This window comes from Bauldia litoralis (assembly GCF_900104485.1).
GTDB lineage: Bacteria > Pseudomonadota > Alphaproteobacteria > Rhizobiales > Kaistiaceae > Bauldia > Bauldia litoralis.
The window spans coordinates 595,499-609,305 of the sequence record NZ_FMXQ01000001.1; the positions used below are offsets into that span (position 1 = coordinate 595,499).

12 protein-coding genes and 1 riboswitch are annotated in these 13,807 nt (G+C 68.2%); of the genes, 9 read left to right on the plus strand and 3 right to left on the minus strand.

Annotation, left to right across the window (positions count from 1 at the left end):
• Positions 1-6: 6 nt before the first annotated feature.
• Complete coding sequence (locus tag BLT60_RS02835; RefSeq protein WP_090874671.1) at positions 7-2,289, minus strand: calcium-binding protein; 2,283 nt, start codon at positions 2,287-2,289, stop codon at positions 7-9.
• Between the two features lie 106 nt (positions 2,290-2,395).
• A complete protein-coding gene (locus BLT60_RS02840; RefSeq protein ID WP_090874672.1) occupies positions 2,396-3,229 on the minus strand; it encodes a phytanoyl-CoA dioxygenase family protein in 834 nt (277 codons plus the stop codon).
• Between the two features lie 344 nt (positions 3,230-3,573).
• Here BLT60_RS02840 and BLT60_RS02845 point away from each other — a divergent pair, with 344 nt between their 5' ends.
• Positions 3,574-4,437: an alpha/beta fold hydrolase gene (locus tag BLT60_RS02845; protein WP_090874673.1), complete on the plus strand. Its 864-nt coding sequence runs from the start codon at positions 3,574-3,576 to the stop codon at positions 4,435-4,437.
• 204 nt (positions 4,438-4,641) lie between these two features.
• On the opposite strand, the gene BLT60_RS02850 is transcribed toward BLT60_RS02845, so the two are convergent.
• Positions 4,642-5,523 (minus strand): LysR family transcriptional regulator, encoded by an 882-nt coding sequence (locus BLT60_RS02850; RefSeq protein WP_244521135.1) that lies wholly within the window; start codon positions 5,521-5,523, stop codon positions 4,642-4,644.
• Positions 5,524-5,634: 111 nt separating this feature from the next.
• Here BLT60_RS02850 and BLT60_RS02855 point away from each other — a divergent pair, with 111 nt between their 5' ends.
• The 8 genes from BLT60_RS02855 (at position 5,635) to thiD (ending at position 13,723) form a co-directional block, all read left to right on the plus strand.
• Positions 5,635-6,081: a DUF427 domain-containing protein gene (locus BLT60_RS02855; protein ID WP_090874675.1), complete on the plus strand. Its 447-nt coding sequence runs from the start codon at positions 5,635-5,637 to the stop codon at positions 6,079-6,081.
• Complete coding sequence (gene egtB, locus BLT60_RS02860) at positions 6,078-7,331, plus strand: ergothioneine biosynthesis protein EgtB (RefSeq protein WP_090874676.1); 1,254 nt, start codon at positions 6,078-6,080, stop codon at positions 7,329-7,331. Before BLT60_RS02855 ends, egtB begins: the two co-directional genes overlap by 4 nt.
• Complete coding sequence (gene egtD, locus BLT60_RS02865; protein ID WP_090874677.1) at positions 7,331-8,290, plus strand: L-histidine N(alpha)-methyltransferase; 960 nt, start codon at positions 7,331-7,333, stop codon at positions 8,288-8,290. The genes egtB and egtD overlap by 1 nt, the downstream gene beginning before the upstream one ends.
• A 175-nt stretch (positions 8,291-8,465) precedes the next feature.
• The gene (gene acs / locus BLT60_RS02870; RefSeq protein ID WP_090874678.1) at positions 8,466-10,421 is read left to right on the plus strand and encodes an acetate--CoA ligase; all 1,956 of its coding nucleotides are present in this window, start codon (positions 8,466-8,468) and stop codon (positions 10,419-10,421) included.
• Positions 10,422-10,599: 178 nt separating this feature from the next.
• Complete coding sequence (locus BLT60_RS02875) at positions 10,600-11,040, plus strand: thermonuclease family protein (protein WP_090874679.1); 441 nt, start codon at positions 10,600-10,602, stop codon at positions 11,038-11,040.
• 59 nt (positions 11,041-11,099) lie between these two features.
• Positions 11,100-11,201, plus strand: a riboswitch (TPP riboswitch).
• A gap of 53 nt (positions 11,202-11,254) precedes the next feature.
• On the plus strand, positions 11,255-12,046 hold the full coding sequence (thiM, locus tag BLT60_RS02880; RefSeq protein WP_090874942.1) for a hydroxyethylthiazole kinase: 792 nt from the start codon (positions 11,255-11,257) through the stop codon (positions 12,044-12,046).
• Complete coding sequence (gene thiE / locus BLT60_RS02885; protein ID WP_090874680.1) at positions 12,043-12,684, plus strand: thiamine phosphate synthase; 642 nt, start codon at positions 12,043-12,045, stop codon at positions 12,682-12,684. Before thiM ends, thiE begins: the two co-directional genes overlap by 4 nt.
• 247 nt (positions 12,685-12,931) lie before the next feature.
• Positions 12,932-13,723 (plus strand): bifunctional hydroxymethylpyrimidine kinase/phosphomethylpyrimidine kinase, encoded by a 792-nt coding sequence (gene thiD, locus BLT60_RS02890; protein WP_090874681.1) that lies wholly within the window; start codon positions 12,932-12,934, stop codon positions 13,721-13,723.
• Positions 13,724-13,807: the final 84 nt, after the last annotated feature.

Sequence of the window (13,807 nt, forward strand, 5' to 3'; positions counted from 1 at the left end):
CCGGCTTCAGAGAATAAAATCGGCCTCGGTGAGTTCGGCGACGCCGTGGACCTTGATGGCGAAGTCGGCGACACCGTCGCCGTCGCGATCGCCCTCGACGATCAGCGTCTTGGCCGCCTTCTTCCGGGTGACGAGTTCGCCGGCGGTGCCGGCGAAGGGCGCCTCGCCGATGAAATGGAACGGCACCTTGCCCTTGGCCTCGAGCTTGAGGTTGATCGCGGCGAGGTCGATGCGGTCGCCATGGTGGAAGTCGGCGATGACGTCGCGATCGGAACCCTCGGGCTTGCTCTGCCGGACCGAGGCATAGGCGAAGACGTCGTCGCCCTCGCCGCCTTTCAGCCGGTCGTGGCGATAGCCGCCGACCAGCACATCGTCGCCGTCCTGGCCAAAGATCGTGTCACGGCCGCGCCCGCCATGGATCTCGTCGTCGCCGACCGAGCCCTTGACCTTGTCCCGCCCCGGCCGGGCGCGGATCAGGTCGTCGAAGATGCTGCCCTGGATGAATTCGCCGAGGCCGGTGCCGTCGATCCGGTATTGCTGGTCGGGATCGAGCCGGTAGATGGTGATGCCGGCCGGGTTGGTTTCGCTCCAGTAGGCGACGTCGCCATGAGCACCGATGACGTTGTGGCCGGCGGCGTCCTTGTCCTCGTTGTCATAGACCGTGAGGCTGCCATCGCCGTTGACCGCCAGCACGGTGGTCGTATGGCCGGTGCCGGCCCGCGCCCATTCGAGGCGGACGATATCGCCGGGCTCGACCAGCGTGTTCCAGTCGACGGTCGGGCTGTCGGTGTCGCTGCCGCGATAGGCGACACGCCAGAAGCCGCCCGGGACATTGGCGGCGGGATCGAGATTGGCATCGGGCAGCGGCATCGGCGCGCCGGCGGCCGCCGCGACATTGTCGGCGATCCAGTTGCACAGGTTGCTGTTGAAGGGCGTGCCATAGACCGCCTGGAAGGCCGCGGCCGAGGCCAGGATATCGTCGGGCGTCGGGCTGCCCGGCGTCGCCGCGACGAGACCGGTGACGGCCGGATCGACCGACCAGACGTCATAGGTGACATATTCCGCCTTGCCGCCCTTCGCCTTCGACGTCACCTGCGCCTGGATCTGTGGCGGAAAGCCGATGCTGTTGCCGGCGAGAAAGGAGACCGTGTCGCCCTTTCCGATCTCCGTCGGCCGGGTGATGAGCTTGCCATTGACCACCCAGCCGCTCTCGACGCCGGGAATCCCGTTGACCGCCTCCTGTCCCCAGAATCCCTGGTTCGGATCGGACAGGTCCGCCGCCACCGCCGGCAACAGCGTCAGGCCGTGGAAATCCGGATGGCGGGTCCCGAAGGCCGACTTGAAGATCGCCTTCAGCGACACCTCGGCGCCGAGCGGCGCGACGACCGGGACCGGCAGCGACGCCTGCAGCATCGTCGGACCGGCCGGGTCGTAGGTGATCACCGTGCCGCCTTCGCCGTCGCCCTTGAGGTCGAAGTCCCTTGCCTTCACCCCGGACGGCGCGAGCCCCGCCGGGTTGGTGGTGCCGACCGACAGTTCGGCGACGACGCCGCCTTTCTGCTTCTTGCCGGCATAGAGCAGGAGCGCGTCGCCATCGAGCGAAGCGGACTTCGCCCGCACGTCCTCGATGACCACCGAGACGCCGCCCAGCCCGGCGAAGCGCAGACTGCCCTGGAAGGTGTCGATGTCGGCGATCGTCACCTCGGCCGACCCGCCGAGAAAGGCGATCTCGTGGTCGCCGAAGGTACCATCGATATCGAGCAGCCCGCCGGCATCGACCTGGACCGTGCCGTGGCCGAGGAAGGCGACGTCTTCCCCGATCGTCGCCGCGCCCGCGACGCTGAGAAGGCCGTCATGGACGATGGTGTCGCCGGTGAAGGACAGGAAGCTTTCCTGGCTGACCAGCAGGAAGCCGCCATAGGCGATGGTGAAGGTGGCGTCGGCATCGATCGTCAGCCCGCCGCCGATGGTCTCGACATAGATCGAACTGAGCAGCGTGGTCTCGCCCTCGACGAGCAGGCTGGCCCGGGTCGGGTCGCCGCCGGTGCCGCCCGAGACGATGATCCTGGTGATGCCGGAGGGGCCCGGCTCAAAATCGACCGATATCGCGGTGAGCGCAACGGACCCGAGGAGGAAGATGGTTTCGGACCGGATCGCGCCGCCATCGATGGTCGGAGCGCCCTCGACGACGACGAGACGATCGCCGGGCTGCGGCACGCCGGCGGGCGTCCAGTTGGCCGGGTTGCGCCAATCGCCGGCCAGACCGGCGAGCCAGAGTCTTTCGGTCACGGCCTGTTCCCTGCCTTATGCAACGACGCCCGGGCTGTGGCGGTAACGAAACGCCCACCACGGCCAGCTTGAGGCAGCGGCCGGGCGTCCGTCAAGGCAAGCCGCCTCAGGCGCGGAAGGCCGTCTTCTGGGTGCCCGAATAGAGCGCCTTGACGTTGCTGTCGATCGAGCGGGCATGGGCGGCGACAGCGGCGTCGTCGAGGGCGTCGATCGGATCCGGCTCCAGCGTGAAATGGCCGAAGCGATCCTCGCCGCGCACCAGCATGGCGAAGTCCTCGGTCTTGGTCTGCTTCAGCCGGGTCGGGATATAGCGGAGCGCGAAGCCGATCCGACGGTCGTCGGTGCGGTTGGGTTCCGAGCCGTGGACCAGCAGGACGTGGTGCAGCGACATCTGGCCGGCCTTCAGCGGGATGAGCGCGGCTTCCTCTTCCGGCACGTCGACGGCGATCTCCTGGCCGCGCGACAGGAGGTTGTCCTCGGCGAAGGAATCCTCGTGGGCGAGGATCGGCTGCTTGTGGCTGCCCGGCCAGAACTTCATCGCCCCCGATTCGACCGGTGCGTCGGACAGCGCCACCCAGGCTGTGACGACGTCGTTGCCGGACAGGCCCCAATAGGTGGCGTCCTGGTGCCACGAGACGAAGGCCGGACTGCCGGCCTCCTTGACGAAGAAGGTCGAGGCCCAGAGCAGGATATCCGGGCAGAGGATATCCTCGACGGCATCGAGGATACGCGGATCGCGGGCGAGCCGGTTGGCCCAGGGGAAGAGCAGGTGGGCCTTCTGGCGGCGGTCGGCGCTGATCGGGCCACCGGTCGCCGTCTCATAGGCTTCGAGTTGCGCCCGACACGCCAGCGCCTCGCCGGGAGACAGCACTTCGACGGGGAAGACGAAGCCGTCCTCCTCGTAGCGGCGGATCTGATCGGGGCTGAGACTCTTCGGCATTGCGACCTCCCGTCAGGCTCTCTTGTCGGCCCGGCGCCGAAGCTGGCGGACCAGCCGGGCGCAGACGGCGCACGCCGTCGGGCCGGCCTCGGTGTAGCAGTCGTCGAGGGTGTCGGCGTCGTCTTCAAAGGCTGCATCCGACAGGCCCGAGCTACGGAATTCGCCACCCCGATCGTTGGAGGCCAGCCTACACCCTTTCGGCTCCCGGGGGGATACGATCGGCGCGCCGGACCGGCCCCCGGCGTTACGCGTCGGACAATCGGATCGGCCTGTCGAAATCGCCTGGGCTTGCTCGTCTTGTTGTCAGCATCGACCAGAATGGACCAGAAAGAGGAGCGATACCGATGTTGCGCACAACCCTTGTTGCAGCCGCGCTGCTTGCGCACAGCGCGGCGCTTGCCGCCTCCGACCCGGTCGGCGGCCGCGTCCCCGTGAATGGCATGGAGATGTATTACGAGGTGTCCGGCGAAGGCGATCCGCTGGTCGTCCTGCACGGCGCCTACATGAACATCCCGACCATGGGCGACATCATCCCGAAGCTCGCCGAGACGCATAAGGTCTACGCCCTGGAGTTCCAGGGCCATGGCCGCACCACCGACATCGACCGGCCGATCACCAACCAGAATCTCGCCGACGACGTGGCCGGGTTCATGGACGCGGTCGGCCTGGCGAAGGCCGACATATTCGGCTACTCGATGGGTGCCACCGCCGGGCTGCAACTCGCCATCCGCCACCCCGAAAAGGTCGACAAGCTGGTCGCGGCGTCCGTCGCCTACGACGTCGAAGGCTGGCAGCCGGCGTTTCTCGACTTCATCCCGCAGATGACGGTCGACATGCTCGTCGGCATGCCCTTCGTCGAGGACTATCGCACCCTCGCCGCCGATCCCGACGGCTTCCCGGCGCTGGCCGCGAAACTGATCCAGCTCGAGAAGGAGCCGATGGCCTGGGAAGACGACGTCAGGGCCCTGACGATGCCGGTGCTGATCATCACCGGCGATTCCGACGTGGCGACGCTCGAGCATTCGGTGGCGATGTTCCGCCTGCTCGGCGGCGGCGAGATGGGCGACATGGGCAAGCCGTTGCCCGCCTCGCGCCTCGCCGTGCTGCCGGCGACGTCGCATACCGCGGTGATCGGCCAGGTCGATCTGCTTCTCGGCTTCATCGAACCCTTCCTGAAGGGCGAGACGCCGAAGAGCATGTTCGAGTAGGGCGAGATCGGCGCCCGGCGGCGGTGTCGTCGGCGCGATCTTGTCGTAAGGACAGGGCAGCGTCAGATGTCCAGGAGCACGCCGCCTTTCATGTCTGACTGCGCTGGTGGCGGCGATCGCGCCGCTGGCGATCGAGGGCATAGCCGTCGTCATGGTGCTCGCGGTGGTGACGCGCAACCGGCTCGCCAGCACTGATCGGGGCGCTCAGGCGATGTAGGGTTTCATCGTTCTCACGATGTCGGCCGAGACGAAGTCGACGAAGGCGCGAACGCGGGCGGTCTTGCGCAGGTCGTCGTGGAGGAGCAGCCAGATCGAACGGTCGGGCTGCGGCTGAACGCCGGGGGCGCGTACCAACCGCGCGTCCGGATCACCGATGAAGCAGGGCAGCCAGGCGATGCCGAGGCCGGCGGCGGCGCCTTCGAGCTGCGGGATCACCTCGGGAAAGGCGTGGCGGATGCCGGCATTGGGGAACGGCCCGTTGGCGACCCAGGCGAGATCGTCCGGACCGCCCCAGCCGATCCAGGCGGCGCCAGTGCCGTCGCCGACGGCCAGCGTGCCGAGGTCTTCAAGATAAGCCGGCGAAACATAGGCGCAGATCAGGTAGCGAACCAGCCGCCGGCCGATGACATTGTCGGTGACCTCATGCGCGGCGCGGATCGACACATCGGCTTCCTGGCGGCTGAGATCGGCGATCGTGTTGGTGATCTCGAGCTGCACCTCGATGTCGGGAAAGGCGCGGCCGAAGCGGGCGACGATCGGGGCGATGAAGCCCTGCGCCATGAAAGGCGGCAGGCTGACGCGGACGGTACCGGATGGCCGGGAATCGACGCTGGCGACCTTGCGCGACAGGTCGTAGACCTGCTGCTCCATCCGTTCGGCATGGGGAAGCAGCAGGTCGCCGGGGGCGCTGAGCGCGAGCCCGCCCGGCGACCGGTCGAAGAGGCGTGTTTCCAGCCGCTCCTCGATCCGCTGGATGGCGCGGCTGACGGTGGCGTGGTTGACCTTGAGGCGTGCGGCGGCGTTGCGCAGGCTGCCGGCCCGCGCCACCGCCAGGAAAACCCGCAGGTCGTCCCAATCCATCGTCACAGCCAATGCTCCGTCGCCCGGGCGGATCGTTATCGATCCACTGTGTAGCTGATTTTCCGGTTCAGGCGCGAATAATCGCGCACTAGGTGAAGGGACAGGGAAGTTCGAGGAATGGGCCGGCGCCGCGCGCGCGAGGGAGGAACCATGCTGACAACGTCTGTGACGCTCGTGCGGGATACTGGTCACCACCCCGCGGAGCCGCGTCCCTTCATGAAGATCAAGCCTGTCGACCACCGGGTCCGGATTCTGCGCGACGGCTTCACGATCGGCGATTCGACCGACGCCGTCCGCCCGCTCGAGGTCGGAACCGGTTTCGACGCGCCGGTGTTCTACCTGCCAAAGGCCGATGCGACGCCGCGCCTCGCGCCCTCGAACCGCACGTCGCATTGCTCGCTGAAGGGCGAGGCGCCCGCCCTAGACCTCCGCGACGAATCCGGGAGAGTGATCGTGACCGATATCGCTTGGGGCTGCACCGCACCCCATGACTTCGCCTCCGCGCTGAGCGACCGCGTCGGTTTCCTTGCCGGCGAAGTAACCGCCGAGGAGATGGCGCAATGAGACAGCAGGCAAGCCACCGCCCGGACATCTCGCAGACGGGCGTCCTCTTCGATCGGGTCCGGACGCAGACGCGCAAGCTGACGGCGCCGCTCCTGCCCGAGGACATGATGCTGCAGTCGATGGAAGATGCCAGCCCGGCCAAATGGCATCTCGCCCACACGACGTGGTTCTTCGAGGAGTTCATCCTCAAGCCGCGCGTCGGCGGCTACGCGTCGCCGGACGATCGCTTCGCCTTCCTGTTCAACTCCTACTATGTCCAGGCCGGACCGCGTCATGCCCGCGACAAGCGCGGGCTGGTGTCGCGCCCCGGCGTCGACGACGTCCATGCCTATCGGTCGTTTGTCGAGGACGCGATCCGCGACCTGATGAACGAGGACCGCGACGACGCCGACGAGATCGCCGCGCTGGTCGAACTCGGCTGCCACCACGAGATGCAGCACCAGGAACTGCTGGTTACCGACCTCCTGCACGGCTTCTCCTTCAACCCCCTGATGCCGGCCTACCGCGATCCCGGGCCGGTGGCCGTCGCCAGGGAGATCCCGCTCGCCTTCACCAGCCACGACGGCGGCGTGAGCGAGATCGGCCACGCCGGCGAGGGGTTCTCCTACGATTGCGAAGGACCGCGCCACCAGGTCTTCGTCGCGCCCTATCGCCTCGCCAACCGGCCGGTGACCAACCGCGACTGGATCGAATTCATCGACGATGGCGGCTATGACACCGCGCCGCTGTGGCTGATGGACGGCTGGGCGGCGCGACAGCGCGAGGGCTGGGAGGCGCCGCTCTACTGGTGGCGCCAGGACGACGCGTGGTGGACCTACACCCTGCGCGGGCCGCAGCCGGTCAATCCCGACGCGCCGGTGGTCCATGTCAGCTACTACGAGGCCGACGCCTTTGCCCGCTGGGCCGAGGCGCGGCTGCCGACGGAAGCCGAGTGGGAGGTCGCGGCGCGCGACACGCCGATCGACGGCAATTTCCTCGAAAGCGATGTCTTCCGGCCGCTGCCGGGCGGCGGCTTCTGGGGCGATGTCTGGGAATGGACGCAGAGTCCCTTCACCCCCTACCCCGGCTTCCGCCCGCCGGAGGGGGCGATCGGCGAATATAACGGCAAGTTCATGATCAACCAGCTGGTGTTGCGCGGCGGCTCCTGCGCGACGCCGCGCGCCCAGATGCGCCCGACCTACCGCACCTTCTTCTATCCGCATCAGCGCTGGCAAATGCTGGGGCTGCGACTCGCAAAGGATGCTTCCTGATGCTCGACCGTCCCCGCGCCAGTAATCCCGACCTGCTCGAAGCTGCCCTCCAAGGCCTTGCCGCCACGCCGAAACGGATGTCGCCGAAGTGGTTCTACGACGACGCCGGCAGCGCCCTGTTCGAGGTGATCACCGAACTGCCGGAATACTATCCGACCCGCACCGAGGCGGGCATCCTGCGGGACCGCGCCGGCGATCTCGCCGGTTATGCGGAGGCAGGCGCGGCACTTGTCGAACTGGGCAGCGGCGCCAGCGTCAAGACGCGCATCCTGCTCGACGCGCTGCCGCAACTGGCGAGCTATGTGCCGCTCGATATCTCGGCCGAGTTTCTGGCCCAGGCGGCGAACGACCTTGCCGCCGATTATCCGCGACTGGCGGTGACGCCGATCGTCGCCGACTTCATGGCGCCGATCGCGCTGCCCGAACCGCTGGCCGCGACACAGAAGCTCCTGTTCTTTCCCGGCTCGACCATCGGCAACCTCGAGCGCAGCGAGGCGGGCGACCTGCTGGCGCGGCTGCGCGACTGGCCGAATGTCTCGGCCTTCGTGCTCGGCGTCGACCTGGTCAAGGATACCGGCAGGCTCATCGCGGCCTATGACGATGCGGCCGGCGTTACCGCCGCCTTCAACATGAACCTGCTGGCGCGGCTCAACCGCGAGGCACTGGCGGATTTCGACCGCGACGCCTTCCGCCACGAGGCGCGCTGGAATGCCGACGAGTCGCGGATCGAGATGCACCTGGTCAGCCGCCGGAACCAGACGGTGCGGCTCGGGGGCCAGTCGTTCGGCTTTTCCAAGGGCGAGAGCCTGCACACCGAATGCAGCCACAAATACACGGTCGACGGCTTGCGGAAGCTGGCCGCGGACGCCGGCTGGTCGGTCGCCGAGACCTGGACCGACGCGGAGGACCTGTTCGCGGTGGCGATCCTGACGCCCGACGATGGCGGCCGACCCGGGTAGCCGGGAGAGAATCTCCCTCCCCTCGCGGCTGGCGATCCTGTCTCCCCGGATTGCCGCCGCGACACTCGGCAGCGGCCGCCGGGCTTGCATCCGGCGGGCGCTCCGGGCTTATTCTGGCGGAAGGAACGCTCCGGGCATGGCCTGACGCTGCCGGAGGCGAAGGGGAGGACTGAAAATGACCGAGACCGTGCATCCGGTGACGGACGAATGGGCCAAGCGCGCCTTTGTCGACAACGCCAGGTACGAGGAAATGTACCAGCGCTCCGTCGCCGATCCGGACGGTTTCTGGGCAGAGCAGGCGAAGAGCCTCGACTGGATCAAGCCCTTCACCAAGGTCAAGAACACCTCCTTCGACGCACCCGACGTCTCGATCAAGTGGTTCGAGGATGGCGAGCTCAATGTCTCGGCCAACTGCACCGACCGCCATCTCGCCACCCGCGGCGACCAGACCGCGATCCTGTGGGAGCCGGACGATCCGTTGACCGAGGGACGGACGATCACCTATCGCGAGCTGCATGAGAATGTCTGCCGCCTCGCCAATGTCCTGAAGTCGCACGGCGTCCAGAAAGGCGACCGGGTGACCATCTACATGCCGATGATCCCGGAAGTCGCCTATGCGATGCTGGCCTGCGCCCGGATCGGCGCCATCCATTCGGTGGTCTTTGCCGGCTTCTCGGCCGAAGCGCTGGCCGGCCGTATCGAGGATTGCCGCTCGGGCTACGTCATCACCGCCGACGAGGGCCGCCGCGGCGGCCGCACCGTGCCGCTCAAGGTCAATACCGACGAGGCGGTGACCATCGCCGAGGCCGCCGGCGCCAGGGTCAACCACGTCATCGTCGTCAAGCATACCGGCGCCGACGTGGCGATGAAGGACGGACGCGACGTCTGGTACCACGAGGTCATCGACGGCACCTCGGCCGACTGCCCGGCGGAGCCGATGAACGCCGAGGACCCGCTGTTCATCCTCTATACCTCCGGCTCGACCGGCAAGCCGAAGGGCGTGCTCCACACCACCGGCGGCTACCTGCTCTACGCGTCGATGACCCACCGGATGGTCTTCGACTATCACGACGGCGACATCTACTGGTGCGCCGCCGATGTCGGCTGGGTGACCGGCCACAGCTACATCGTCTACGGGCCGCTGGCCAACGGGGCGCTGTCCGTGATGTTCGAAGGCGTGCCGACATGGCCGACGCCGTCGCGGATCTGGGAAGTCGTCGACAAGCACAAGATCAACATCCTTTATACCGCGCCGACGGCGCTGCGTGCGCTGATGGGCGCCGGCGACGACCATGTGACCAAGACCTCGCGGGCTTCGCTCCGGCTGCTCGGCTCGGTCGGCGAGCCGATCAACCCGGAGGCCTGGGAGTGGTATTACCGGGTGGTCGGCGACAGCCGTTGCCCGATCGTCGACACGTGGTGGCAGACCGAGACCGGCGGCATCATGATCACGCCGCTGCCCGGCGCGACGGCGCTGAAAGCGGGCTCGGCAACCCGACCCTTCTTCGGCGTCAAGCCGGCGCTGGTCGACGCCGACGGCAAGTTCATCGAAGGGGCCGGCTCCGGCAACCTGGTCATCACCGACTCCTGGCCCGGCCAGATGCGCAGCGTCTATGGCGACCACGAGCGCTTCGTGCAGACCTATTTCTCCGCCTATGCGGGCCTCTATTTCACCGGCGACGGCTGCCGCCGCGACGAGGACGGCTACTACTGGATCACCGGCCGGGTCGACGACGTGATCAACGTCTCGGGCCACCGCATGGGCACGGCCGAGGTCGAATCGGCGCTGGTCGCCCATCCCAAGGTGTCGGAGGCCGCCGTGGTCGGCTATCCGCACGACATCAAGGGCCAGGGCATCTACGCCTATGTGACGCTGATGGTCGGCGAGGAGCCGAGCGACGAGTTGCAGAAGGAACTGAAGCAGTGGGTCCGCAAGGAGATCGGCCCGATCGCCCAACCCGACCTCATTCACTTCACCCCCGGCCTGCCGAAGACCCGCTCCGGCAAGATCATGCGCCGCATCCTGCGCAAGGTCGCTGCCAACGAGTTCGACACGCTCGGCGATACCTCGACGCTGGCCGATCCGGGCGTCGTCAACGATCTGGTCGAGGCGCGAAAAAACAACGGCTGACGAGACGCGTGTGCTTTTTCTGACGAAACAATCCTAAGTAGATTAAACGCACGCCTCCCCTTGCCTGTCCCTCGCCGTTGCGATAGAGAATTTATTCCTATTCGCTCCGGATTCGCCCGTGATCGCGCATTGCACGGATTCTTTTTCCCAGGCCCCATCGGCGGTTCGCCGGTGGGCGATGGCGCCCGGTCTTGTTCTGGCGCTCTGCCTGCCGACGGCGGCTGGCGCGGCCGAGCGGATCGCGGGGCCGGTCGCGGCCACCGTGCTGCGGGTTGTCGACGGCGACACGCTGACCGTCGAGGCGACGATCTGGATCGGCCAGCGCATCACCGTCAGCGCCCGGATTCGCGGCATTGACACGCCGGAGCTTCGCGGCGATTGCCGACGCGAAAAGGCGATGGCCGAGGCAGCGCGCGCGGCGCTGGCCGACCTCGCCGACGCGCGGCCGGTAGTGCTGACCGCCGTCGAAAACGACAAATATGCCGGCCGCGTCATCGCCGACGTGGCGACGGCCGACGGAATCGATCTTGGCGCCCACATGCTCGCCACCGGCCTCGCCCGCGCCTATGACGGCGGCGGCCGTGGCGGCTGGTGCGACATTGCCGGCCTCGACGACTGAGCGGCGACGCACGCGTCGCGCCACGGCTTGACGCAGGTCCGCAACGGCATATGGTCGGCCCCGGTGATACGGGGTGCTCGTCCGCAAGGAGGGGCTGAGAAAATACCCGCCGAACCTGATCTGGATAATGCCAGCGCAGGGAGCCGTCACCTCCGGCCTTGCGGTGTTTTTCCGCCTCGCCGGTCGCGGCTCCGCTGCCCAAGCGAGGAACGCCGTGAACAGACCCGACCTGACATCCGCCATCGACCGCCTGCGCACCCGCGGGCCGCTCGTCCACAACATCACCAACTATGTCGTCATGAACTCGACGGCCAATGCGCTGCTGGCCGTCGGCGCGTCGCCGGCGATGGTCCATGCCGAGGCGGAGGTCGCCGATTTCGCGCCGATCGCCCAGGCGCTGGTGATCAACATCGGCACGCTGTCGCCGCCCTGGGTGGCGGCGATGGAGAAGGCCGCGGAAGCCGCCAACGCCGCCGGCGTGCCGTGGATCCTCGACCCGGTCGCAACCGGCGCCACCGCCTACCGGACCGAGACGGCGACCCGGCTGGTGGCGCTGAAGCCGACCATAATCCGCGGCAATGCCTCCGAGATCATGTCGCTGGCCGGTGAGGCCGGCGGCGCCCGGGGCGTCGACTCGACGCAAGGCTCCGACGCGGCGCAAGACGCGGCGAAACGACTATCGCAGCAGAGCGGCGCGGTGGTCGCGGTGACCGGGGCGGTCGACTACGTCACCGACGGCGAGCGGATCGTCGGACTGGCCAATGGCGACCCGATGCTCGCCCGCGTAACCGGCACCGGCTGCATGGCGACGGCGATCGTCGGCGCCTTTCTTGGCGCCGGGCTTGCGCCCTTCGACGCCTGCGCGGCGGGCCTGACGATGCTCGGCGTCGCAGCCGAGACCGCGATCGTCGGGGCCAAAGGGCCGGCGAGCTTCCAGGTGGCGCTGATCGACGCGCTCTACCGGCTCGACGACGCGGCGCTGGAAGAGGGCGTGCGCTGGGCATGAGGCGGCTTCCCGACCTGACGCTGATGCTGGTCACCGACGCGGCGATGATGGCGCGGCGCGGGGTGGTGGAGACGTCGCTCGCCGCCGTCGCTGGCGGGGTCACGGTCGTCCAGCTTCGCGACAAGACGGCAAGCGACGAGAGCCTCACCGCGCTGGCGCGGGCGTTGCGGGAGAGCCTCGCGCCGCTCGGCGTGCCGCTGATCGTCAACGACCGCGTCAATGTGGCGATCGCGGCGGAGGCCGAGGGTCTGCATATCGGCCAGGAGGACGGGTCTCCGGCCGAAGCCCGCGCCCGGATCGGGACGGAGATGATCCTCGGGTTGTCGGTGACAGGACCGGCCGATGTCGCCACCGTCGACCCGGCGGTGGTCGACTATGTCGGCCTCGGCCCGGTGATCGCGTCCGCCACCAAGGCCGACGCCGCGCCGCCGCTCGGCCTCGACGGGACCCGCGCGATCGGCGCGACGCTCGGCCTGCCCTGGGTGGCGATCGGCGGCATCGACGTCGGCAACGCCGCCGCCATCATTGCGACCGGGGCCAGTGGGCTGGCGGTCGTCTCGGCGATCGCCGCAGCCGACGATCCCCGCGCGGCCGCGGCGGAGCTGCGAGCGGCGATACAGGAGGGACGTGTGGCATGACCCAAAAGATAGCCAACCTGACTCGGCAAAGCGCGACGGTGTCACCGCCATCCCTCCCCGGACCGGGGAGGGGGGACCGCCGCGTAGCGGTGGTGGGTGGGGTCCTCTCCCACATCCGACACCGTGCCAGGCCTGCCGAACCCCACCTGGCTGCGGCCGGCTTCGCCGCCCGCAGCCACCCTCCCCGGTTCTGGGCGGGATTGGAGTGGGATGAAACGGTCGGGCATTGCCGACCGGGAGGCGGGGCATGATCGCCAACGTCCTTTCGATTGCCGGCACCGACCCGACGGGCGGCGCGGGCATCCAGGCCGACCTCAAGACCTTCTCGGCGCTCGGCGCCTATGGCATGAGCGTGGTGACGGCGGTGGTCGCCCAGAACACGCAGGGCGTCCGCGCATTCGAAGCGCTGTCGCCCTCCTTCATCACCGCCCAGATCGACGCCGTCTTCGACGACGTGCGGGTCGACGCGGTGAAGATCGGCATGGTCGCCAATGCCGGGATTGCCGAGGCCATTGCCGCGGCGCTTCAACGCCACGAGGCGAAGCATGTCGTCCTCGATCCGGTGATGATCGCCAAGAGCGGCGACCGGCTGTTGTCGGAAGACGCGGTCGCGGCGGTGCGCGACCGGCTGGTGCCGCTGGCCGAGATCGTCACGCCGAACCTGCCGGAAGCCGCCGCCCTTCTCGATGCGGCGGGGCCGGCCGACCTTGCCGGGGCCATCGAGATGGCCCGCGCGCTGAAGATCCTCGGGCCCGCCTCGGTCTTTCTCAAGGGCGGCCACGCCGAGGGGCCGGAGAGCATCGACGTCTATTTCGACGGCGAGACGATGGAGACATTTCGCGCCGCGCGGATCGCGACGAAGAACACCCACGGCACCGGCTGCACCCTGTCGGCGGCGATCGCCGCGCTGCTGCCGTCGATGCCGCGGCTGGAGGCGGTCGGCCGGGCCAAGACCTACCTGACCGGCGCGCTGGCGGCGGCCGACGACCTCGACGTCGGCTCCGGCCATGGCCCGCTTCACCACTTCTTCGACGTGTGAGAGCGCTGACGGAAATCCCGTACCGGCGGCGGCGGCAAGCTGCTATCATCACGATTGTTTCTCCTCATTGCACGTGGAGTTTCG

What these genes read in the sequence shown, in the direction of transcription:
- BLT60_RS02840 (WP_090874672.1), bottom strand. Translation starts at nt 3,229, where the DNA reads ATGCCGAAGAGTCTCAGCCCCGATCAGATCCGCCGCTACGAGGAGGAC.
- BLT60_RS02845 (WP_090874673.1), top strand. Translation starts at nt 3,574, where the DNA reads ATGTTGCGCACAACCCTTGTTGCAGCCGCGCTGCTTGCGCACAGCGCG.
- BLT60_RS02855 (WP_090874675.1), top strand. Translation starts at nt 5,635, where the DNA reads ATGGGCCGGCGCCGCGCGCGCGAGGGAGGAACCATGCTGACAACGTCT.
- egtB (WP_090874676.1), top strand. Translation starts at nt 6,078, where the DNA reads ATGAGACAGCAGGCAAGCCACCGCCCGGACATCTCGCAGACGGGCGTC.
- egtD (WP_090874677.1), top strand. Translation starts at nt 7,331, where the DNA reads ATGCTCGACCGTCCCCGCGCCAGTAATCCCGACCTGCTCGAAGCTGCC.
- acs (WP_090874678.1), top strand. Translation starts at nt 8,466, where the DNA reads ATGACCGAGACCGTGCATCCGGTGACGGACGAATGGGCCAAGCGCGCC.
- BLT60_RS02875 (WP_090874679.1), top strand. Translation starts at nt 10,600, where the DNA reads ATGGCGCCCGGTCTTGTTCTGGCGCTCTGCCTGCCGACGGCGGCTGGC.
- thiE (WP_090874680.1), top strand. Translation starts at nt 12,043, where the DNA reads ATGAGGCGGCTTCCCGACCTGACGCTGATGCTGGTCACCGACGCGGCG.
- thiD (WP_090874681.1), top strand. Translation starts at nt 12,932, where the DNA reads ATGATCGCCAACGTCCTTTCGATTGCCGGCACCGACCCGACGGGCGGC.